This window comes from Pseudoalteromonas sp. P1-7a, assembly GCF_001401855.1.
In the GTDB taxonomy this organism is placed as follows: Bacteria; Pseudomonadota; Gammaproteobacteria; order Enterobacterales; family Alteromonadaceae; genus Pseudoalteromonas.
The window spans coordinates 71,177-92,956 of the sequence record NZ_LKDU01000004.1 but is presented as its reverse complement, the minus strand read 5'-3'; the positions used below and the strand labels follow the sequence as shown (position 1 = coordinate 92,956).

The 21,780-nt window shown below is 40.0% G+C and carries 14 protein-coding genes; 10 read left to right on the top strand and 4 right to left on the bottom strand.

What is annotated here, in order from left to right; translation table 11 throughout:
• Positions 1–218: 218 nt before the first annotated feature.
• The 4 genes from AN389_RS04970 (at position 219) to rluB (ending at position 3,002) form a co-directional block, all read left to right on the top strand.
• Positions 219–650 carry a hypothetical protein gene (locus AN389_RS04970; RefSeq protein WP_055015006.1) on the top strand — a complete coding sequence of 144 codons (432 nt, stop codon included), beginning with the start codon at positions 219–221 and terminating at the stop codon, positions 648–650.
• Between the two features lie 221 nt (positions 651–871).
• The gene (locus AN389_RS04965; RefSeq protein ID WP_055015005.1) at positions 872–1,393 is read left to right on the top strand and encodes an EF-hand domain-containing protein; all 522 of its coding nucleotides are present in this window, start codon (positions 872–874) and stop codon (positions 1,391–1,393) included.
• A gap of 152 nt (positions 1,394–1,545) precedes the next feature.
• Positions 1,546–2,136, top strand: coding sequence for an SMC-Scp complex subunit ScpB (gene scpB / locus AN389_RS04960; protein WP_055015004.1), 591 nt, complete (start codon positions 1,546–1,548; stop codon positions 2,134–2,136).
• Positions 2,133–3,002, top strand: coding sequence for a 23S rRNA pseudouridine(2605) synthase RluB (gene rluB / locus AN389_RS04955; RefSeq protein ID WP_055015003.1), 870 nt, complete (start codon positions 2,133–2,135; stop codon positions 3,000–3,002). Before scpB ends, rluB begins: the two co-directional genes overlap by 4 nt.
• Positions 3,003–3,075: 73 nt before the next feature.
• Here the strand turns inward: rluB and AN389_RS04950 are convergent, their stop codons facing one another.
• A complete protein-coding gene (locus AN389_RS04950; RefSeq protein WP_055015002.1) occupies positions 3,076–3,822 on the bottom strand; it encodes a YciK family oxidoreductase in 747 nt (248 codons plus the stop codon).
• A 227-nt stretch (positions 3,823–4,049) separates the two neighbouring features.
• Here AN389_RS04950 and AN389_RS04945 point away from each other — a divergent pair, with 227 nt between their 5' ends.
• Both AN389_RS04945 and sohB read left to right on the top strand, forming a co-directional pair.
• Positions 4,050–6,479, top strand: coding sequence for a VolA/Pla-1 family phospholipase (locus AN389_RS04945; RefSeq protein ID WP_055017817.1), 2,430 nt, complete (start codon positions 4,050–4,052; stop codon positions 6,477–6,479).
• Positions 6,480–6,579: 100 nt separating this feature from the next.
• Positions 6,580–7,596, top strand: a complete 1,017-nt coding sequence (sohB, locus tag AN389_RS04940) for a protease SohB (protein ID WP_055015000.1) — start codon at positions 6,580–6,582, stop codon at positions 7,594–7,596.
• A 60-nt stretch (positions 7,597–7,656) separates the two neighbouring features.
• On the opposite strand, the gene AN389_RS04935 is transcribed toward sohB, so the two are convergent.
• Positions 7,657–8,988 carry a dicarboxylate/amino acid:cation symporter gene (locus AN389_RS04935; protein ID WP_055017815.1) on the bottom strand — a complete coding sequence of 444 codons (1,332 nt, stop codon included), beginning with the start codon at positions 8,986–8,988 and terminating at the stop codon, positions 7,657–7,659.
• A 188-nt stretch (positions 8,989–9,176) separates the two neighbouring features.
• On the opposite strand from AN389_RS04935, the gene AN389_RS04930 reads away from it, so the two are divergent.
• Both AN389_RS04930 and topA read left to right on the top strand, forming a co-directional pair.
• Positions 9,177–12,482 carry an Ig-like domain-containing protein gene (locus tag AN389_RS04930; RefSeq protein WP_055017814.1) on the top strand — a complete coding sequence of 1,102 codons (3,306 nt, stop codon included), beginning with the start codon at positions 9,177–9,179 and terminating at the stop codon, positions 12,480–12,482.
• A 249-nt stretch (positions 12,483–12,731) separates the two neighbouring features.
• Positions 12,732–15,431, top strand: a complete 2,700-nt coding sequence (gene topA / locus AN389_RS04925) for a type I DNA topoisomerase (protein ID WP_055014997.1) — start codon at positions 12,732–12,734, stop codon at positions 15,429–15,431.
• A gap of 121 nt (positions 15,432–15,552) precedes the next feature.
• On the opposite strand, the gene AN389_RS04920 is transcribed toward topA, so the two are convergent.
• Positions 15,553–15,795 (bottom strand): hypothetical protein, encoded by a 243-nt coding sequence (locus AN389_RS04920; RefSeq protein ID WP_055019371.1) that lies wholly within the window; start codon positions 15,793–15,795, stop codon positions 15,553–15,555.
• A gap of 235 nt (positions 15,796–16,030) precedes the next feature.
• Between AN389_RS04920 and AN389_RS04915 the strand changes: the two genes are divergently transcribed.
• Complete coding sequence (locus AN389_RS04915) at positions 16,031–16,582, top strand: TIGR00645 family protein (protein WP_055014995.1); 552 nt, start codon at positions 16,031–16,033, stop codon at positions 16,580–16,582.
• Positions 16,583–16,703: 121 nt separating this feature from the next.
• Here the strand turns inward: AN389_RS04915 and AN389_RS04910 are convergent, their stop codons facing one another.
• Positions 16,704–18,329, bottom strand: a complete 1,626-nt coding sequence (locus tag AN389_RS04910) for an alpha-glucosidase family protein (RefSeq protein ID WP_055017812.1) — start codon at positions 18,327–18,329, stop codon at positions 16,704–16,706.
• Positions 18,330–18,983: 654 nt separating this feature from the next.
• On the opposite strand from AN389_RS04910, the gene AN389_RS04905 reads away from it, so the two are divergent.
• Complete coding sequence (locus tag AN389_RS04905) at positions 18,984–21,770, top strand: TonB-dependent receptor (protein WP_055019370.1); 2,787 nt, start codon at positions 18,984–18,986, stop codon at positions 21,768–21,770.
• The last annotated feature ends 10 nt before the right edge of the window (positions 21,771–21,780 follow it).

The window sequence follows — 21,780 nt, the reverse complement described above, 5'->3', positions numbered from 1 at the left end:
TGTTTTTATAACTAAATTGTATCAGTAAATAAGCCTACATAACATGATCGAAATGAGAAAATGGCTGCGCAAATGTTGATCAATTGGTGTGTAAAGTTTAAACATTGTAAATGCTTTATTAATTATTTAAATAAATAAAAAATTCAATTGATCTCGCGATTATTGAATATATAATGCGCAAAAATTACTTGTTTAGTCGTTCAAATAGGATCTCTCTCATGAAAACACAATTACTTTTAGCTACTGCTTTATTAGCCTCTGCGTCTGTATCAGCAAAAAGCAACACTTACTTTAGCCAAGATAATAAACTAGAATCTAAATTATGTGTATTAAGTGCAAATGAAGGCTTTAGCGCAGCGCGTAAAGAAGCAGCACAACACGGTGTATACTTATCGCGTTTTTCTAAAAGTGTTTTATGTAATGGCCAAGATATCCGCGACATTGCAAAAAAAGTAACGTCTAACCAAGCTGCTAAATCAAAAGTAGAAGTGTTTGCAAAAGATGCACAACAAGAAACACAGCTATGTATCACTGCGTTAAAGAAAGGTCTTACGCCTGTTCGCCAAAAAATTGGTAACTTAAACTCGTTAAAGTGTAACGGTCAAAAAGTTACTGAATTTGTAAAGCGTTATCAAAACGCAGCAATCTAATTGCGCAGCAACATGTAGATTAAAATAATGCCCAGTTTTTACTGGGTATTTTTTTGCAAAAATTACAAGGTAGGCAGCAATCATTGCAAAGCTAAGTAATTGATTAATGTATATAAAATGCACTAACCTTACGTAACTTATTGATTTTTTGTGACTTGTGCACTTTGGCACTGGACTTGTATTAGTTAAAGTGACATTTACTAACTACAAGGATACGTCTTATGAAAAAGTTAACACTCGCAACAACAATTTTAGCTTCATTAAGTTTAGCCGCATGTGCCTCTAACCAAGGCCTTGAAAAAATCGACAGCGATTTTGCAAGTCTAGATAACGACAGTGATGGCTATATTTCAAAAGTAGAAGCAGATGACGATAACATTTGGGGTCACTTTTCAAATATTGATACCAATATGGATAACGAAATCAGCCGTAAAGAATTTAACACTTACATGCAGTTAAACACCGGTAAGGTAGCAACAGACAGCGAAGTAAGTGAATCGGCTTTTAAAGCTAAAATTGCTAAATTTGATAAAATCGAAAATGATTTTAGAAGTCTAGATAACGATAGAAATGGTTATATCTCAGTAGAAGAAGCTGACGATGATGATATTTCAAACCATTTTGGTTACATGGATAACAATAACGATAAACGCATCAGCAAAGGTGAGTTTAAAGGTTATATTAGCAAATACGGTAAAGCCGTGGCTGAAGATGATGCACTTAAGCATTATAAAAACAGCTAATATTAGCTAAACATACTATATACAAGAGCCAGCATAAATTGCTGGCTTTTTTTATACATTTAATTAGGTTTAAAAGCAGATATATTTTCCCCCTTTTGCGATGTTCTGTCATAATAGATAGCTACGTATTTTAAAGGGCAAAGCAGGTCAGTATGGCAGGTCGTCGAGTTAGTGATGAACAATTAATTGAGATCATTGAAGCGGCAATATTTGTCGCAGACAAACCTGTTAGCAAACGCCTCTTAAAAGATACAGTACTTGCTGATTTAGCTATTTCTATGTCACGAATTAACACTGCAATTGAGGCTATACATACTCACTACCAAACGCGTGGTATTAAGCTCGTTGAAGTAGGCAGTGGTTATCGCTTTCAAGCCTGTAGTAGTTTAAGCCCTTGGCTTAGTAATTTATGGCAAGAACGGGCACCTAAATATTCTCGTGCACTATTAGAGACTTTGTCGTTAATTGCTTACAGGCAGCCAATAACGCGGGGTGAAATAGAGCAAGTAAGAGGTGTAACAACCGGATCAGCAATTATTAAAACCCTCCTTGAGCGAGAGTGGGTTAAAGTAGTAGGGCATAAAGAAGTTCCTGGTAAGCCAGCGCTTTATGCTACAACAAAATTATTTTTAGATTATTTTTCTTTAACCGGTTTGGATGAGCTCCCTGCATTGCCTGCGCAACAGGAAAGTAAAATAAACCAGTTATTAAGTGATCCTTCTGTGAGAGAACCATCCGAATGAGTATTCAAGGTGAAAAGTTACAAAAAGTCCTAGCCCGTGCAGGGGTAGGCTCACGACGTGAAATGGAAAAATACATTGATGCAAACCGCGTCAGTGTTAATGGTAAAGTGGCTAAATTAGGTGACCGTGTTGAGGAAACAGACTTAATACGTGTTGATGGCCACACAGTTAAAATTGAAGAGAAAGCTGACCGCATTTGTCGTGTAATTATGTACAACAAGCCAGAAGGGGAGTTAAGTACACGTAAAGACCCGGAAGGACGTCGTACTGTTTTTGACCGTTTACCACGCATAGACGGTGAGCGTTGGATTGCTGTTGGGCGACTAGATATTAACACGGCTGGTTTAATGTTATTTACCAACGATGGTGAGTTAGCGAACCGCTTAATGCACCCAAGTTATGAAGTTGAACGTGAATATTCAGCCCGTGTATTTGGTGAAGTAACCAATGAAACCATTAAAAACCTAACACGTGGCGTAGAGCTTGAAGATGGTCCGGCTAAATTTTTAACGGTTAAATCACTGGGTGGTGAAGGCATTAACCGTTGGTACAATGTAACGCTAAACGAAGGGCGTAACCGCGAGGTTCGTCGTTTATGGCAATCGCAGGATGTAGAAGTGTCTCGCCTTATTCGTATTCGTTACGGAAAGTTAGAGCTTGATAAGCGCCTACCTCAAGGTGGCTGGGCTGAACTTGATTTAGAAACCGTAAATTATTTGCGTAAAACCGTTAAATTAGGCCGTGAAACACAAACTAAACTGTCAGTAATGCCTGAAAAACGCAAAGATAAGCGTGCTAAAATTAACCAAATTCGCAAAGCTGTTAAAAAACATAACCAGCGCGTTAAGCAAACTAAACGTAAGTAATATCGCTTTTAAAATAGATTACTAACAAAAAAGCCGCAGTTTTTGCGGCTTTTTTTATAATTAAAAATGCATATCACCTTTTTGGTTGTGCATCGAGAGATTCACCGTTTACATCACTTGAGTCATCACTCATTAAATATAGATACGTTGGCATTAAATCTTCTGGGGTTGCAAGTTTATCGCGATCTTCCCCTGGATAGGCGGCAGCACGCATAGAAGTACGTGTAGCGCCAGGGTTGATACAATTAACGCGGATATTCGTTTTGCCTACTTCACAGGCCCACGTTTGCATCATACCTTCCACTGCAAACTTAGAAATTGCATAAGGGCCCCAAAATTCACGGCCTTTACGGCCTACGCTTGATGAGGTGAAAACGATAGAAGCATTATCTGATTTACGCAGTACAGGGAATAGTGCTTTAGTGATCATAGCTTGCGCTGTCACATTCACTTTCATGATGTTTTCAAACGTAGAAGAGCAAAAGTGCTCAAGTGGTCCAAGCGATCCTAAAATACCCGCATTATTGAGTAAGCCATCTAATTTACCAAATTGGCTTTCAATTGTGGCTGCTAAATCGCGGTAGTTTTGTTTTGTCGCGCCTTTTAAGTCCATTGGCACAATAGCAGGCTGAGGGTAACCAGCATTAACAATCTCATCGTAAACGCATTCGAGTTTATTTGTTGTTTTACCAAGTAAAATAACTGTGGCGCCATACTTTGCGTAGGTAATTGCTGCTACACGGCCAATACCATCGCCGGCACCTGTAATTAAAATTACTTTATTTTGAAGTGCATTTGGAGTTGCTTGATAAGTTTGCATATAAATACCAATTTATAAAATTTTTTTGATTTTAACATAGCAAATCGTCAAGTAATCGAATTTATTGAAAATTTAGGTGGCGGAATTATAAACTTTACGTTAAGTTTAACTGGTCTAATGTCTCATTAATAAACTGATTACATTGTTTTAACTTTACTACACTGATTAAACACACTTACTTTGAACGAACACACTATAAAAATAAAGATATGTGCGGAGCTAAAAATATGAAAAAAATGCTACTCTCACTCTCGGTTACAGCTGCCTTGGCAGGTTGTGGCGGCGGAGAAACATTAGAAGATGTTAAAAACGACACTGCAACCGTAATTCCAAATGCCACGGTGACTTTTGACCCTGCTAATGGGGTTCTATCTGTTCCTAACGATTTATTAATGAGCGGCACACAAGATGGCACAATTAATATTCCTGGGGAGTTAGATGACGATAATGTTTCAGTACCTCGTACTGCTTATGCAGACCCACAGCTAGCCCTAGGCGCGCTGGATGGCTGGTCATCACAGGTACCTTACAAAATTGATTTAACTTTCCCTACTGGCGTATCGCTAGATGAAACCTCTGCAGCATCGCCTGGTACAGTAAGAATTTTTGAAGTGGTAATGGGCGCAAGCTTAACCGATCCAGACTGTGCAACGGTTGCAGCTGGTACAGCGTGTAAACTGGTTGGCGAATTAACCTATGGCGTAGACTTTATTACCCAAGCCTCTGGCGACGCTGTGGCTGTTGTACCCTTAAAGCCATTCACACCGGGTAGTTCATACATAAATGTATTAACCACAGGTTTGAAAGATTCTCAAGGGCGCTCTATTCAACCATCTTCTACTTATGCTTTAGTCAGTGAAGAAGCCCCATTAATTACAGATGCACAGCTAGGTCTTCAAACCGCAGTAAATAGCTATGAAAATGTAGTAGTGAGCTCGGGTGACATCACTAAAGATGACATTATATTTTCTGCAGCAATGACCATTCAGTCAGCAGGCCCAGTGTTAGGTACAATTAAAAACCTACTTGCGGCTAGCTTACAAAATGACGCATTACCAACTCCAATGGTAAGTGTACCTGAACAAGCTATGGTTAATGTACAGCAAGTTTTTGCCAGTGCGGGTGTGAGCGTATCTGATGCGTTTTCTGGTGTTCAATATTTAAAAGGTAGCGTAATGTTACCTATGTACTTAGGCACACCCACCGGCACTGAAATAAGCGATTTAAACGATACATATTGGCAAGGTATGTGTGACAACGCGGTGGCTATTTTAGGTTACAAAGCGGCAGCGGGCGAAGCATTCCCTGCAGATCCAATTAGCGAAAACGACGCACTTTGTGCGGCTTTGAGTAACGGGCAATTACGTGATTTAGGTTTAGACTCTACGCGCCATTTAACTAAGTATAACTCAATACCAAAAGTACAAAGTATGGCGAATGTACCAGTGCAAATAACTAAACCAATTTTGCCAGTTATTAATTTTATTCGTGATTCACAGGGCCTTGACCCTATTGAAATGCCTGAAACGGGTTGGCCTGTTGTGATCATGCAACACGGTATAACAACAGATAAAGAAAGCATGTTGGCATTGACAGCGCAACTTTCAATTCAAGGTTTTGCTACCGCTGCGATTGACCATCCTCGCCATGGTGAGCGCGGTGTAGACGTGGATGCTGATGGCACAGATGACTTTAATGCTACAACGGGTTCAGTACTTAGTTACATGAACTTAAATTCATTATTAGTTGCTCGTGATAGCTTACGTCAATCATCTGCCGATTTATTAGGCTTACGCTTAGGTTTAAACTTTATTAATGATGAAACAATTAATGCGCAAGATGTAACCTATGTAGGACATTCTTTAGGCTCTATTGTTGCACCTGCATTTATAGCGCAAGCTAATAGCCCGCTTGCAGATACAGTTGACCCGTTATTTAAGGTAAACACTGTAGCACTTGCAAGTGGCGGCGGCGGTATAGCAAGCTTTTTACTTGAGTCGGCTGCGTTTGGGCCATTTATTCAAGGCTCTGTGTTATCGCAAGCAGGTACAGCAGAATCTCAAGAGTTTAATGAATTTTTACAAGCGGATGCTATTTCAAACTGTGGTACATTATTACCCGATATGGAAGCATTTTTAACGTGTGGCTACCAAGCGTATGTAACCTCACTTACTACGGCTGGGGAAACTACAAAACTTGCTAACATTCAAGCGGTAATGACTGAATTTGCTTTTGCTGCGCAAACCGCACTTGATAGTGGTGACCCAACAAATTACGCAGCAGCGGTAAATGCATTAGGTACACCTGTGTACACTAATGTTGTTGTAGGCGATGGCGCAGATAACAAACCTGATCAGGTTATTCCGCCAGCGGCAACAAATAACCCAATTTCAGGAACGATTCCATTAGCAAACTTTATGGGGCTAGAAACAGTAAGTACTTCACAAGCACTCAGTGAAACGCCGGGTAGCTACTTAGTGAAATTTACAAAAGGTCACCATGGTTCAATTTTAACACCAGCGCAAGATGAAGCCCAAGCGGCAACTGTTGAAGGCAGTGCAGCCGCAAATGCTGAAATGCAGCTGCAAGTAGCGACTTATTTAGCCGCACGCGGGCGTATGTTATTAGTCAGTAACCCTGAGGTGGTGACCGATTAATCAGCAAATACCTTATTAACCTTGAAAAGCCACTGTTTAGTGGCTTTTTTTTGTTATAAAGCATGATAAATTAGCTTAAATTTATAAATGGAGAGACCAGTTGGAATTTTTATACGAATACGGTTTGTTTTTTGCAAAAACGGTTACCTTTGTTATTGCCATTGCAATTATTTTAACGCTTATTGTTGGCTCAGCAGTGAAACCTAAAGCTAAAAAAGGGGCAATAGAAATAGACGATTTATCTGAGCAGTTAGATGACTTAAAACACAGTTTTTTAGAAAGTACGTTAACTAAAAAAGAGCTAAAAGCGCATCATAAAGCGCAAAAAGCCGAATCTAAAAAAGCGGCAAGTGATGAGCCGAAGCCACGCCTATATGTTATTGATTTTATAGGTAGTATGGACGCTCATGAAGTTGAAAGCCTACGCGAAGAGGTGACCGCAATTATTGCTATTGCTGACCCAAAAAAAGATAAAGTATTAGTTCGCTTAGAGAGCGGGGGCGGTGTGGTGCACGGCTATGGTTTAGCTGCATCGCAATTACAGCGCTTTAAAACAGCAGGTATTAACCTTACGGTCTCTATCGATAAAGTTGCAGCGAGTGGCGGTTACATGATGGCCTGTGTAGCCGATGAAATATTAGCCGCTCCTTTTGCGATTGTTGGCTCTATTGGTGTAATTGCACAGATACCTAACTTTAATAAAATTTTAAAGAAAAACGATGTAGAGTTTGAGCAAATTACAGCAGGCGAATTTAAACGCACGTTAACTTTGTTCGGCGAAAACACAGATAAAGCCCGCGAAAAGTTTCGTGATGAGATAGAGCAAACACACGGTCTATTTAAAGAGTTTGTAAGCAGCCAACGCCCATCACTTAATATTGATAACGTGGCAACAGGTGAGCATTGGTTTGCAACTCAAGCAATTGAAAAAGGCTTAGTGGATGTAATTAAAACCAGTGATGATGCATTATTAGAGCAACAATCTGAGCGTCAAATATACAAAGTAAAATACAAAATTAAGAAAGGATTAAGTGATAAATTAGCGATAGGGCTGAGTAGTTCTATAAATAGAGCAGGGGTTAATTTAATGTCTCGCTTTAAAGCAATGAACCCATAAACCGTTATTAAAGATAATAAAAAACCCTTGCTATGCAAGGGTTTTTTTTAAGCTAAAATACTACTCCGTAGATTTGTGATAATCTTCTAGGTCTTTAGCTGCGTTCGGGTCGTTAAATATTGTTTCATCTAGTTGAGCTTCTGATTTTGCAACCACACATGTTACCATACAGTCACCTGTTATATTAACGGCTGTACGCGTCATATCGAGGAGTCTGTCAACACCAATAATAATTGCAATCCCCTCTACAGGTAAACCCACTTGATTAAGTACCATTGCAAGCATAATTAAACCCACACCAGGTACACCTGCGGTGCCCACCGAGGCAAGCGTTGCGGTTAGAATAACCATTAAATAGTCAGAAATCGTTAAATCAACAGCAAACACTTGTGCAATAAATACCGTTGCTACACCTTGCATAATGGCTGTGCCATCCATATTAATTGTAGCGCCGAGCGGGATTGTAAAAGATGCTACTGAGTTATTAGCACCGAGTTTTTTGGTTGCAGTTTCAAGTGTTATAGGCATCGTCGCGCTTGAACTTGAAGTACTAAAGCCAAATAAACACGCATGCTTCATTTTAGCTAAGAAAGTAAGTGGGTTGAGGCCCGTTAGTACTTTTAGAATAACGCTGTAATTAATGAATGCATGAATTAATAACGCAGCCACTACCACAAGGAAGTATTTAGCTAAGCTGAGTATTAATCCCATTTCGATAGTCGTGAAAAGTTTAGCCATTAAAAAGAATACGCCGTAAGGCGCAATGTTCATCAGTAACGTGACAAGTTTTAAAATAACCGTGTTTAAATCTTCAAATACTGCGGCTACACGTTTACCAGCTTTACCGCTTAGGGCCATTGAAACACCAAATAAAAGTGCAAACACAATAACTTGTAGCATGTTGCCTTTTGCCATAGCTTCAAATGGGTTAGTCGGGAACATATCGATAATAACGCGCGCCAGTGTAGGGGCTTCTTTGGCATTAAAGCTTGCATCTGATGGCAGTGCAATGCCTTGGCCAGGGTTAAATAACAACGCCAGCGAAATAGCGACAGTAATAGCCACCGCGGTTGTTACTAAATATAAGCCAATAGATTTACCACCTAAACGCCCTAATTTTTTAGGATCGCTCAAGCTACACGTACCGCACACGAGTGATACGAATACGAGCGGCACAACCAGCATTTTTAAACTGGCAATAAAAATTTGTCCGCCAACATGGAAAAGACCATCTACAAAAAAAGCTTTAATTGGCAAAGAGAATAACCCAAGAGGAATTAGATAATCGTCTTCACCAGCTAATATAGCCTGAAATAAAAAGCCTACTGCAATACCCAGTGCCATACCTATCATGATACGGGTAGTTAAACTCATTGAACGTATTTTAGACATATTCCCTAATCTATTTTTTCAAATTTGCCATAGACTACCAGCAAGGAAATATTTACTACAGAAAAAAATAACCTTTGCAGAATTTTTTACACAAAAAAGTGATAAAAAACTGTGATATTAGACTAAGTTATAGGTTAATATTAGGTAAACGACTATTAGTAAATAATAACAACGCTAGGGAGAGGTCAATGCCTTTAACGCGACTACTCAGCATTACACTATTTAGCATTTTGCTTTGCGCTTGTGGTGGTGGTGGAACAATCGAAAAAGACGGCACCATCGGAGATGATGACGATTCTACAACAGAAACATCCACTTATACGGTAACTTTAAAGGGTTACACCCAATCTAGTGACACTGAGTCAAACACTGTCACAGCCACTGCTCCTTTAGAACTTAGAGCAACTTTAGAGGATGAAGATGGCGATGCAGTTTCAGGTGAGCGTATTACTTTTACCCTTGCAGACTCTATAGGTGAACTAAACCCTATCACAGGCACAGCCTTGACCCAGTCAAACGGTATAGCGTCAATAGAACTTACCGCTGGTGAAAATGCAGGAGCTGGTGAAGTCACCGCAACCTATACGCTAGATGGTGTAAGTTATACTGACACGTTTGCATTTGAATCGGATGGTGCTCAATCAACAGATCCACAATTGAGCGTCTCACTTGTTGATTCATCTGGAGATGTAACGCGAAGTGTTGATTATTTAAACCCTGCTACTGCACAAGTTGAGCTATTAATTGATAATGAACCAGCTCCTTACGAATTAATTGAGTTTGTGCTTACTGGTTTAGGTAGTATAAACCCTACTAATGGCACTGCTTTAACGAACGAACAGGGCATTGCAACAATTAGCTTACTTGCGGGGACTGAAGCGGGGGCTGGCTCAATTGTCGCAACTTACACCGATAATGAAAATACAGTTTTTAGCTCGGACGGTTACACGTTTACGACCGAAGGTGATGCACCCATTCAAGGTGAGTCGCTAGACTTTTCTATCGGTTTGAGCCTTACCTCTTCAACGACTTTATCAGAAATTAGTACAATCAGCGCCGCTGACAGTGCGGTAGTTAAAGCAACTATATTAGACGGTGATGGCGTTGAAGTTGAAGGGGCGGTTGTAAACTTCTCATCAACATTAGGAAACTTAATTCCAAGTATTGGTACTGCACTCACAAATGGCAGCGGCGTTGCATCAATTAATTTAACGTCGGGAACTGTTGAAGGGGCAGGTGTTATAACAGCCCAGTACGAAGGCGTTGAACAAACTCTGGGTTTTTATACAAAAGGGGATGCTGTAAATCCAGACCAAAGTACTGCCGATATTAGCTTTTCTATTTTACAAAATTGTCCTGCAGACTTTAAATCACAAAGAGATGCAAGCCAATGTGACACTGTGACGAGTATTTCTGGTGATTCAACCGCGATTCTTTACGTACAAGTCACAAATGAAAATTCGACAACACCACTTTCACAAACTTTGGTAACAGCAAGCACAACAATTGGCTCAATTACACCTTCAACGGGCACAGCCATTACTGATGCAAACGGTATTGCACTTTTAGATATAGTGCCAGGACAAGATGTAGGTGCTGGTGAAATTACCGTATCTGTTCTTGATAGCGCTTTAACTAAAGCATTTCAAATTGCTGCTGTAGATGTTGAAATTGCCATTAGCAGTTCACTTGCAGAGGACGAGCTATTAGCTGCTGGTGCAACAGCACTTATTTCAATTGAAATTTCAAAAGATGGTGAGCTATACACAACACCACTTACTGTTGAGTTTTCATCTGGTTGTGTTGGCTCTGGCCAAGCCCTTATAGACGAGACAGTAACCAGCATTGGCGGCTTTGCGCGCTCTACATACCGTCCACTTACTTGTGTAGGTGGCGATATAATTACAGCGACTGTAATTACAGGCGGTGATACGGTGTCTGCTAGTACGACTATTAATGTATCGCCTGCTAATATTGGCTTTTTACAATTTGTAGAAGTTACTGAACCAGTTATCGCATTAAAAGGAACCGGTGGCGCTGACAGAACTGAAATTTCTGAAGTAACATTTAAACTTGTTGATTCAAATGGCAACGATTTAGCGTCTAGAACTGTGAACTTTGAGTTGTCTACAGCAGTAGGTGGTATAACATTAGGTACTGCTAGTGCAATTACTAATGCCAGCGGTGAAGTAACGACTTCTGTTCAATCTGGTTCAATTGCTACACCTGTACGCGTTATTGCATCTAGCGAAGAAGAGGTTGATGGCGATACGGTTATCGTAACAGCACCTTCAGACATACTTGTAGTAAGTACAGGTATTGCCGATCAAAATAGCTTTTCGCTTTCTCGTTCTATTTTTAACCCTCACGCATTAAATGTTGATGGTAATACGGTGTCGGTTAACGCGCGTCTTGCTGATCATTTTAACAACCCTGTACCAGATGGAACAGCTGTTACCTTTATAACAGAAGGGGGCGTTATAGAACCAAGCTGTACCACCACGAATGGTGTGTGTAGCGTCACGTGGACCAGTAGCAACCCACGCCCGTTTACTGATTCGATGTATGAAAATACCATTGCTCAAAAGTGTGATGGCGGCTTACCTTGCCCATTAGGTATTTTAAATAATGACTTAACAGTTGATTTACCGCTGGGTGGACGTGCTACTGTGCATGCTTATGCTATTGGTGAAGAAACGTTCTCTGATTTAAATGGAAACGGCTACTTTGACAGTGAAGATTTCTTTGATGATTTATTCGATATTCCAGAAGCCTTTATCGATAATAATGAAGATGGCACTTATGGTGGCAAAGACTGTAACGATGGTACAGACCCATGTTCACGTGATAATTCAACGGGCGATGAGTTTGAAGAGTTTGTTGATTTTGATGGAAATGGGACCTGGACTACAGAAAATGGTTTGTATAACGGTTTGCTGTGTCGCGAAGAAGACGAACTTGCCGGTATTTGTAGCCGTCAAATGGTTAACGTTTTTCAAAACCAAGAAATCGTAATGTCAGGAGATACTGCATTCTTTAGACTAGTTACATACGCTGATGATTGTTCTGCTATTGCAGGGGCAACCGCTTCAGAGGTGCGTGTAAACAGCGACCCTGCAAGCCCACTTGTACGCCGTGTACAAAACGACCCTACTAGCGCGTTAATGTGTCAGGTTGATGCAATTGATTTAACTCAAACTGCATCTGGCACAGCGAGTTTAGGACTTACGGTATTTATAGCAGACATATACAATAACCCAATGCCAGCTGAAACTACTATTTCTATTGATACAGACAATGGTATTTTAACAGGCACCGATAACTATACTTACCCAAATACCACGAGTATTGTTCCTGTTGGTTTATCTTTTGGTATTACGCGAGAAGATTTAGATGGGGGTAACGAGCAGTTTAGCGGTATTTTAACTGTTACTGCTGAAGCGCCTTCTGGTTTAGAAAGTACACTTTCTGTAACCGTAACCGACGATTTATAAACGCGGTAATGTAAAAAATGCCAACCTTAAGGTTGGCTTTTTTATTTGTGTTCTATATATTCCACAGCAATTATTTGAAAAACACTGGTTTGTATAATTTAACTACAAAAATTGTTTGTTTATTCAGTAAATACTGAAAAGTTTGTATTAAAAGCTTGTAACAATAGGTGTTTGTAGATATACCTATAAATATTCGCGCCGTTTATGTCGGCAAAACACATTTAAATATTTGGTTAGAAATAGGCAACTATGGGCAAATCGCTAGTAATTGTAGAGTCACCTGCTAAGGCTAAAACAATTAATAAATACTTAGGTAAAGACTTCATCGTAAAGTCCAGTATTGGACATGTGCGTGATTTACCTACATCAGGTTCGAGTAAAGCTAAAGTACCGGCGACTAAAACGCCAGCTGAAGTTCGTAAAATGGAGCCTGAAGAAAAAGCAGCGTATAAACAGCAACGAGATTACAGAAACTTAGTTGCACGTATGGGGATTGATCCTGAAAAAGGATGGGAGCCACATTACGAAATTTTGCCAGGTAAAGAAAAAGTAGTTCAAGAGTTAAAAAAGCTGGCCGAAAATGCAGACCAAGTCTATCTCGCAACGGATTTGGATAGAGAAGGGGAAGCAATTGCTTGGCACCTTCAAGAAATTATTGGTGGTGAGCCTGAAAAATACAAACGTGTTGTATTTAACGAAATTACAAAAAATGCGATTCAGCAAGCGTTTGAAACTCCTGGTGAGCTAAATACCGATATGGTATATGCCCAACAAACACGTCGTTTTTTAGACCGTGTAGTGGGCTTTATGGTATCGCCGTTATTATGGGCAAAAGTAGCACGTGGTCTTTCAGCAGGGCGTGTACAGTCGGTTGCGGTTCGTTTATTAGTAGAGCGCGAACGTGAAATTAAAGCGTTTATTCCAGAAGAGTTTTGGGATATACACGCCGATGTTAAAAATAGCGAGTCACAATTACGCTTAGAAGTCACTAAACAAGCAGGCAAGCCATTTAAGCCAGTTAATGAGGCTCAGGCTACTGCTGCAGTCAAAACGCTTGAGAGCGCGGAATATAAAGTAATAAATGTTGAAGAAAAACCAAGTAAAAGCCGCCCAAGCGCACCTTTTATCACTTCAACCATGCAACAAGCTGCTAGCACCCGTTTAGGGTATGGCGTTAAAAAGACCATGATGCTTGCACAGCGTTTATACGAAGGTGGTTACATCACGTATATGCGTACTGACTCAACTAATCTGTCTAAAGATGCGGTTGAAATGTGTCGTGATTATGTAACCCAAGAGTTTGGTGCCAAGTATTTACCAAAAGATCCAATCAGCTATAGCTCTAAAGGTAACGCGCAAGAAGCGCACGAAGCGATTCGTCCTTCAAGTGTGACTGTGCTTTCGGGCCATGTTGAAGGTGTCGATGCCGACGCTAAAAAGCTTTACGAGCTAATATGGCGTCAATTTGTAGCGTGCCAAATGGTACCTGCAGAATATGACCTTACAACGCTTACTGTGGCCGCTAGCGACTTCCAACTTAAAGCAAAAGGTCGAGTATTACGCTTTGATGGTTGGACTAAAGTACAGCCAGCAGTGCGTAAAAAGAATGAAGAAGATCAGTCTCTTCCTGCTGTTAAAGAAGGCGAAGTACTGAGCTTAATTGAGCTTGATCCTAAACAGCATTTTACTAAACCACCAGCGCGCTTTAGTGAAGCAAGTTTAGTAAAAGAGCTAGAAAAACGTGGTATTGGACGTCCATCTACGTACGCTTCAATTATTTCGACTATTCAAGACCGTGGTTATGTAAGAGTAGAAAACCGTCGCTTTTTTGCCGAAAAAATGGGTGAAATAGTTACCGACCGTTTAGTCGAAAACTTTACTGATTTAATGAACTTTGACTTTACTGCAAAAATGGAAGGGCGTTTAGATGACATCGCCGAAGGCGAGCGTGTATGGACCCAGGTGCTTGATAAGTTTTATGCTGATTTTTCTACGCAATTAAATATAGCCAAAGATGAGCCAGAGCAGGGCGGTATGCGCTTGAATCAAATGGTCGAAACCGACATTGATTGTCCTACATGTGCTAGAAAAATGGGTATTCGCACGGCATCTACAGGTGTATTTTTAGGGTGTACAGGTTATAACTTACCGCCTAAAGAGCGCTGTACAACCACAATGAACTTAGTTTCAGGGGATGAAGCGGTTGCTGCTGATGTTGAGGACATTGAAACAGAAACATTAATGCAAATGAAACGCTGCCCAATCTGTGAAACGGCTATGGACTCTTATCTAATAGACGAAACTCGTAAATTACATGTTTGTGGTAATAACCCTGCTTGTGAAGGGTATATAGTTGAGCAAGGTACCTTTAAAATTAAAGGGTACGATGGGCCTATTATCGAATGTGATAAATGTGGCTCAGACATGGAGCTTAAATCGGGCCGTTTTGGTAAGTATTTTGGTTGTAACAACGAAGAGTGTAAAAATACGCGTAAGTTACTTAAAAACGGCGAAGCTGCGCCACCAAAAGAGGACCCTGTTCACATACCTGAACTTGAATGTGAAAAGTCAGAAGCTTATTTTGTTTTACGTGACGGGGCTGCGGGTATTTTCTTAGCGGCTAATACTTTTCCTAAATCACGCGAGACGCGCGCGCCTAAAGTGGCCGAGCTAAAGCGTTTTAGAGACCGTATTTCACCTAAGTTTTATTATTTAGCTGATGCACCAGAAAAAGATCCTGATGGTAATTTAGCGGTAGTACGTTATAGCCGTAAAAATAAAGCGCAATACGTGATGACTGAAGTCGACGGAAAAGCCACAGGCTGGACCGCACACTACGAAGCGGGTAAATGGGTAGAAGAAGCGAAGAAAAAAGCAGCACCTAAAAAGAAGGCTGCTACTAAAAAAGCGCCTGCAAAAAAGACAAAAGCTAAAAAAGAAGAAGAGTAACTAACCCGTTACTTGTTTTTTAGCCAGTAAAAAACCGGAACGCACAGCCTGTGTCGTTCCGGTTTTTTTATAAGTTCATATGCTTCGCAATGGCTTTGTTAGCCACATATATGCGCATAATTTAAATTTTTACAGATGATACTTTTTTATAACCTTCAGACTCCAGTTCATCATTTACACATTGAAGTACGTAACCTAAAAGGTCTTCATTCGCTACATCGTCATCTTTAGCCCAGTTTACACACATATCTGTGTATTCTTTAATTGTTTGTGCAGAAGCAGCAGGTGCATCGTCTGCGATGGCAGCTGTTGCAGAAACAGAAAAAAGTGGCGCAACTATTAACGCTAGCAATGCTTTATTCATTTGTTGATTCCTAAATAAATAGTTTGACGATTTAAATACATTTTAAAGTGGTATTTAAACAGTGCCCAATGCAGAACAATTCTGTTGGTATAGTGATTTTTAAACGAAATTAAAATAAAAGATAACGAAAAATTTTTATCGTCAAGATGAGTAGATTACGCTTAAATAATTGTATAAGTAATTGTGCTTAAATAAATTATAAGCTAAGGTCGCTTTTTTATAAAAAGATACGTTAATGTCAGAACATCAAGTAAAAACAACTAATACGCCTCGCAAAATACACAAAGTAGAGCAGGGCTTAGAGTCGCTTATATTTAAAGGTCGCTGGTTATTAGCACCGTTTTTTGTAGGCTTACTATTTGCTGTTATATTGCTATTAATAAAGTTTTTTAAGCAACTTTATTTAATGGGTATTGCCACTTTTAGTGCAACAAACCAAGAGTTATTAGTGGGTATACTTACCCTCGTTGATACCGCTTTACTGGCTGGTTTATTACTTATTATAATTTTTAGTGGTTATGAGAACTTTGTTTCAAAGCTTAATATTGATGACCATGAAGATAGGCCATCGTGGATGGGGAAAGTTGGTTTTTCTGGCTTAAAAATGAAGTTAATTAGTGCAATTGTTGCCATATCTGCGGTTGAGCTTTTAAAGGTATTTATTAATTCAAATATTCACTCAAGTGATGAGTTATTTTGGAAGGTGATTATCCATGTTACCTTTGTGAGCTCTGGTGTATTATTTGCACTCACTGATTATTTAAATAGCAAAACACAATCACATTAAAAAAGTTAGTTTAATAATGCGCTAGCAGCTATTTAGTTTCATACCTACTAAAGCGTCCACAAGTGTTAGGCGCACAAAAAAGCCCGATAAATCGGGCTTTCAACTATCTGTTAGAGCTTTATTAATTTACAAAAGCGAAATAGCACGCAAAGCCGCTCATGTTTAACGTATTACCATCTAGTGTGGCATTACAATGAGATAATGAGTCATGCGCTTCAGTCACTGTTTTAGTCAGCTCAAATGTTTGATTGGTTTGTGCTAAATTAAACACACACAGCATAGTTTGCTCATTTAATGTTCTGTAAAAAGCGAGTACAGGCTCAGCAGTATCAATAAACTCAATGTCGCCCTCTAATAACACAGCATGCTGTTTACGCCATGCCATAAACTCACGGTAGGCATTAAGTATAGAGTCTGAATCTTTATCTTGAACAGATACAGCACGTTGAGTGTGCGCGTTATCTACCGGTAACCAAGGTTTGGTATTACTAAAACCTGCATGTTCTGAGTCATTGTCATCCCACGGCATGGGTGTTCTGCAGCCATCACGGCCTTTAAAGTTTGGCCAAAACGTAATGCCGTAAGGGTCTTGTAGGTCTTCAAATGCAACAGAAGCTTCACCTAAGCCAAGCTCTTCACCTTGGTACATGCATACGCTACCACGCAACGACGCTAATAAAGCAGTCAACATTTTGCATTGTGCTGGGTTAATTTCACCATTTTGGCTCCAGCGGCTCGCTACGCGCTCTACATCGTGATTGCTAAACGCCCAACACGGCCAACCCTCAAGCATACGTTGCTCAAGTGTTTGTACGGTTTCTCTAATGTATTCGCTTGAGTAGTCATCAGTTAATAGCTCAAAACTGTAGCCCATGTGCAGCTTATCACCGCCTTGAGTATACTCTGCCATTGTTGCTAATGAATCTTCTGATGAGATTTCACCCAGTGACACAGTGCCTGGGTACTTATTAAGTAATGCACGTATGTCTTGCATAAACTCAATGTTTTCAGGCTGGGTGTTATTATAATAGTGGTACTGAAACGCATACGGGTTATCTTCACTAAAGCCACGGCCTTGGCGTTTATCTTTAGGCTTTGCTGGATTGTCACGTAATTGTGCATCGTGGTAGCAAAAGTTAATAGCGTCTAACCTAAAACCGTCCACACCTTTTTTAAGCCAAAACTCTACGTTTTCTAACACAGCTTTTCTTACATTAGGGTTATGAAAGTTTAAATCTGGCTGTTCGGTTAAAAAGTTATGTAAATAGTATTGACCACGACGAGGCTCCCATTGCCATGCACCGCCACCAAAAATAGAAAGCCAGTTATTAGGTGCTGTACCATCGTCTTTAGCATCCGCCCATACATACCAGTCTGCTTTATCATTGTTTTGGTTTTCGCGGCTGTCTAAAAACCACTGATGTTGGTCTGAAGTATGGCTTAACACTTGGTCAATAATAATTTTGATGTCGCGTTTGTGTGCTTGATCTATTAATTCGTCAAAGTCGTTTAAGTCACCAAAAATCGGGTCTATGTCGCGATAATCGCTAATATCATAGCCAAAATCTTTCATTGGGGATTTAAAAAAAGGAGAAATCCAAATAGCGTCAACGCCTAAGCTTTTAATGTAATCAATGCGATTAATTATCCCTTTAAGATCACCAATACCATCGTTATTGCTGTCTTGAAAGCTTCGCGGGTAAACCTGATAAATAACCGCACCTTTATACCACTGCTGTTGGGCCATGCTTTTCTCCGTCGTTCCACACAGTATTTATATTGTTATTAGTTCGATTGAAACAATCGCTAAACTTTCAAAAAGCATACGTGAAGGGGGCTACACTGTAAAAAGCCTGCATACGTATGCAGTTAATTTACTTAGTTAAAAGTACTTTTAAGAAGGTGTATTAAAGGTGCTGTGTTTTTATTACTAACTTTACCAATCATTCTTTTTACTTATAAATAAAACAGTGCGGGTCTATTTTGGTGCTTATTTTAAAAGGCTTGCACGGTATTGGTGAAAGAGGTGAATGGTCTTACCAATTTCACAAAACGGAAATTATGAAAATAACTTATTTAAATATTAAAAAATGCTTTATTTAACGCTATTTACACCCTGTATTGTGAGTAATTTATAGTGCGAACAAATGTATTTTTATAAAATTCATTAACAATCATATTGCACCAAAATAATAATATTAAAATCAGTGGGTTAGAGGTTTTATTGTGAATTAAGTGTTAATTTTTAACGCGTTGCATAGTTTTGAATACGTATGCATAAAGTTGTTAATAAAATAATTCGAGCGTTAATATTGATGCTGACAACAAAATTAGCTCGCCTGTTTGACTATCACTCAAATAAAGAAGCGGGTATCACAATATGGGTAACGGGAAAAACATCATGTCTATGTTCAAACCAAGTATATTAACGTTGGCAATGGCAACTGCCGGATTAGCAAGCTTTGTCTCTGTAGCAGCGCAAGAAGATACAGTTAAAAATGATGACGTTGAGGTTATCGAAGTAAAAGGATTCCGTGGCAGTGTTGTTGAATCTATCAACACCAAACGCTTTTCTACACAGGTTGTAGAATCTATTTCTGCAGAAGATATAGGTAAACTACCTGACTCTTCAATTGCTGAGTCTATTGCACGCTTACCTGGTTTAACGGCGCAGCGCCTAGATGGTCGTGCAAGTAGAGTATCAATTCGTGGTTTTGGTGAAAACGAAAGTGGTACTACGTTTAACGGCCGCGAGCAAGTATCTATTGGCGATAACCGCGGCGTAGAGTTTGACCTTTACCCTTCAGAAATCATGAGCGGCGTTACTGTATATAAAACACCTAACGCAAGTATCGAAGCCGAAGGTATTGCCGGTGTTATTAACATGCAAACCGTGCGTCCTTTAAGTAAAGGCGAGCGTGTATTCCAAGTTAATGGCCAATACGAGCAAACCAGCTTTGATAAACTAAACCCAGACGGTAACGACGATGGTTACCGCGGTACTATTTCATACATTGATCAGTTTGCTGATGACACTATAGGTGTTGCATTTGCACTAAACACCATGAGCTCACCAAACCAAGAAAAACGTTGGAACTCGTGGGGTTACCCAGAGTTTACTGCTGATGATGGTAATACGTACTCAATTTTAGGTGGCGCAAAACCATTTGTGCGTTCATCAACACTTGAGCGTGATTCAGCCATGCTTGTATTAGAAGCGGCTCCAACAGACAAACTAAACATGACGTTTGATGCATTGTATGTTGATTTTACTGATGAAAAAATCTTACGTGGTATCGAAATTCCATTTGCATGGGGCCAAGGTTCGATTGACCCTGCAAGTGTATCTGTAGATGCAGAAAGCGGCTTTATTACCAGTGCGGTAACTAATGGACAGCGCGTGGTTGTTCGCAACGACTACGAAGAGCGTGAAGCAGAGCTAACCGCGTTTGGTTTTAATACTAAATACGATATTGACGATTCATGGTCAGTAGAATTTGATGCCAGTTATTCGCAAGTTGATCGCAAAATATGGAGCCTTGAAAGTTACTCAGGTACAGGACGCGGCGATTCTCGTGGTGTTGCAGATAACTTAGGTTACACCTTTAATGGTGGGAATACTGGCGCTACGTTTACTCATGACTTAGATTACAGTGATTACAGCCTAATACAATTAGGTGGCCCTTTATCATGGGGGGCAAGCTCTGCCTTAAACGATAAATATGGTTTAACGGGCACTGAGTATGAAAACCAAGCGCAAGACGGTTTCATTAATGCACCAACGATTGAAGATGAACTATCTACGTTAAAGCTAGCGGCATCAAAAGTATTAGAAAACGAATACTTCAGCTCTATTGAGTTTGGTATGTCTTATAAAGAACGCGAAAAAACAAAAGATTCGCAAGGTTTCTTTATGACGTTATCTGACTTTTCGCTTGATAATCCTGGCATGCTAACTGTGCCAGAGCAATATCGTATGGGGAGTGTTGACTTAGGCTTTATTGGCATGGGCGATATGATTGCCTACGATGTAAATGGTCTTGTTAATGACGGCTACTACGACTTACTGGATGAAAGCTTAACGAATACTAGTCATTTAACTAAATCGTGGACAGTTAAAGAAGAAATCACCTCTGCATTTGCACAAGCTAATCTTAATGCCGAAGTAAACGGCTTAGCGTTAACGGGTAACATAGGTGTACGTTACGTTCATACCGACCAATCATCGCAAGGTAATGCATTTAGCACTGTAGATGGTATTGTTGTGGCATCACCTACCAATATTAGCCACGATTACTCTCACGTATTACCGAGTTTGAACTTATCACTTGCAATTGATGAGCAGCAAACAGTACGTTTTGGTGCCGCTAAAACAATTTCTCGTGCCCGTTTGGATGAAATGAATGCCTCTATCGACGCATCATACAATACAACACCTGATGAAAACGGTAACTTTTGGTCAGTATCCGGTGGTAATCCTAACTTAGAGCCTAAAGAGGCAACTGGTTACGATTTAACGTACGAAAACTACTTTAGTGATGAAGGTTACTTCTCTGCTGCATTTTTCTATAAAGACTTAACGCAGTGGATTTTTGACGGCACTTACGAAATTGATATGTCTGGCGTTGCTGACCCATCAACAGGCGAAATTCCTGCAACATCTGAGGGCACAGGTAGCGGTAAAGTCAATGGCGGTGGGGGTGATTTATACGGTTACGAGCTATCTCTCGCGCTTCCATTTAAAATATTCCACCCGTCACTTGAAGGTTTTGGTTTAATTGCAAGCCATACCGGTATTGAGTCTGATATTGAAGATCAAAACGGTAATGAGTACGAACTGCCTGGTCTGTCTGACAAAATTCAAAGCTTGACGGTTTATTACGAAATGAACGGTATTCAACTGCGTACCAGCATGCGTAAACGTAGTGCCTTTAAAGGTGATGTATACGGGTTAGGTTTTGACACTCAACAAGTTGACATTCTGGGTGAGACTATTTGGGATGTGCAAGCAGGTTATGACTTCTCTGAAGCTGGTGTTGAAAGCCTTGAAGGGTTATCAATTCAGTTCCAAGTTCAAAACTTAACAGAAGAGCCGTTTACATCGCTTTCTGGCGATAACGCGCTGCAAGTTCGTGACTACCAAGATTACGGGCGTACTTACTTGTTAGGCTTTAGCTACAAGCTATAATAAAGGTTGT

Bases quoted from the DNA above. Each gene is read 5' to 3' on its own strand.
- AN389_RS04935 (WP_055017815.1), bottom strand. From the start codon at position 8,988: ATGTCTAAAATACGTTCAATGAGTTTAACTACCCGTATCATGATAGGT.
- AN389_RS04930 (WP_055017814.1), top strand. From the start codon at position 9,177: ATGCCTTTAACGCGACTACTCAGCATTACACTATTTAGCATTTTGCTT.
- AN389_RS04910 (WP_055017812.1), bottom strand. From the start codon at position 18,329: ATGGCCCAACAGCAGTGGTATAAAGGTGCGGTTATTTATCAGGTTTAC.
- AN389_RS04920 (WP_055019371.1), bottom strand. From the start codon at position 15,795: ATGAATAAAGCATTGCTAGCGTTAATAGTTGCGCCACTTTTTTCTGTT.
- AN389_RS04965 (WP_055015005.1), top strand. From the start codon at position 872: ATGAAAAAGTTAACACTCGCAACAACAATTTTAGCTTCATTAAGTTTA.
- AN389_RS04915 (WP_055014995.1), top strand. From the start codon at position 16,031: ATGTCAGAACATCAAGTAAAAACAACTAATACGCCTCGCAAAATACAC.
- AN389_RS04905 (WP_055019370.1), top strand. From the start codon at position 18,984: ATGTCTATGTTCAAACCAAGTATATTAACGTTGGCAATGGCAACTGCC.
- scpB (WP_055015004.1), top strand. From the start codon at position 1,546: ATGGCAGGTCGTCGAGTTAGTGATGAACAATTAATTGAGATCATTGAA.
- AN389_RS04970 (WP_055015006.1), top strand. From the start codon at position 219: ATGAAAACACAATTACTTTTAGCTACTGCTTTATTAGCCTCTGCGTCT.
- topA (WP_055014997.1), top strand. From the start codon at position 12,732: ATGGGCAAATCGCTAGTAATTGTAGAGTCACCTGCTAAGGCTAAAACA.
- AN389_RS04950 (WP_055015002.1), bottom strand. From the start codon at position 3,822: ATGCAAACTTATCAAGCAACTCCAAATGCACTTCAAAATAAAGTAATT.
- AN389_RS04945 (WP_055017817.1), top strand. From the start codon at position 4,050: ATGAAAAAAATGCTACTCTCACTCTCGGTTACAGCTGCCTTGGCAGGT.
- rluB (WP_055015003.1), top strand. From the start codon at position 2,133: ATGAGTATTCAAGGTGAAAAGTTACAAAAAGTCCTAGCCCGTGCAGGG.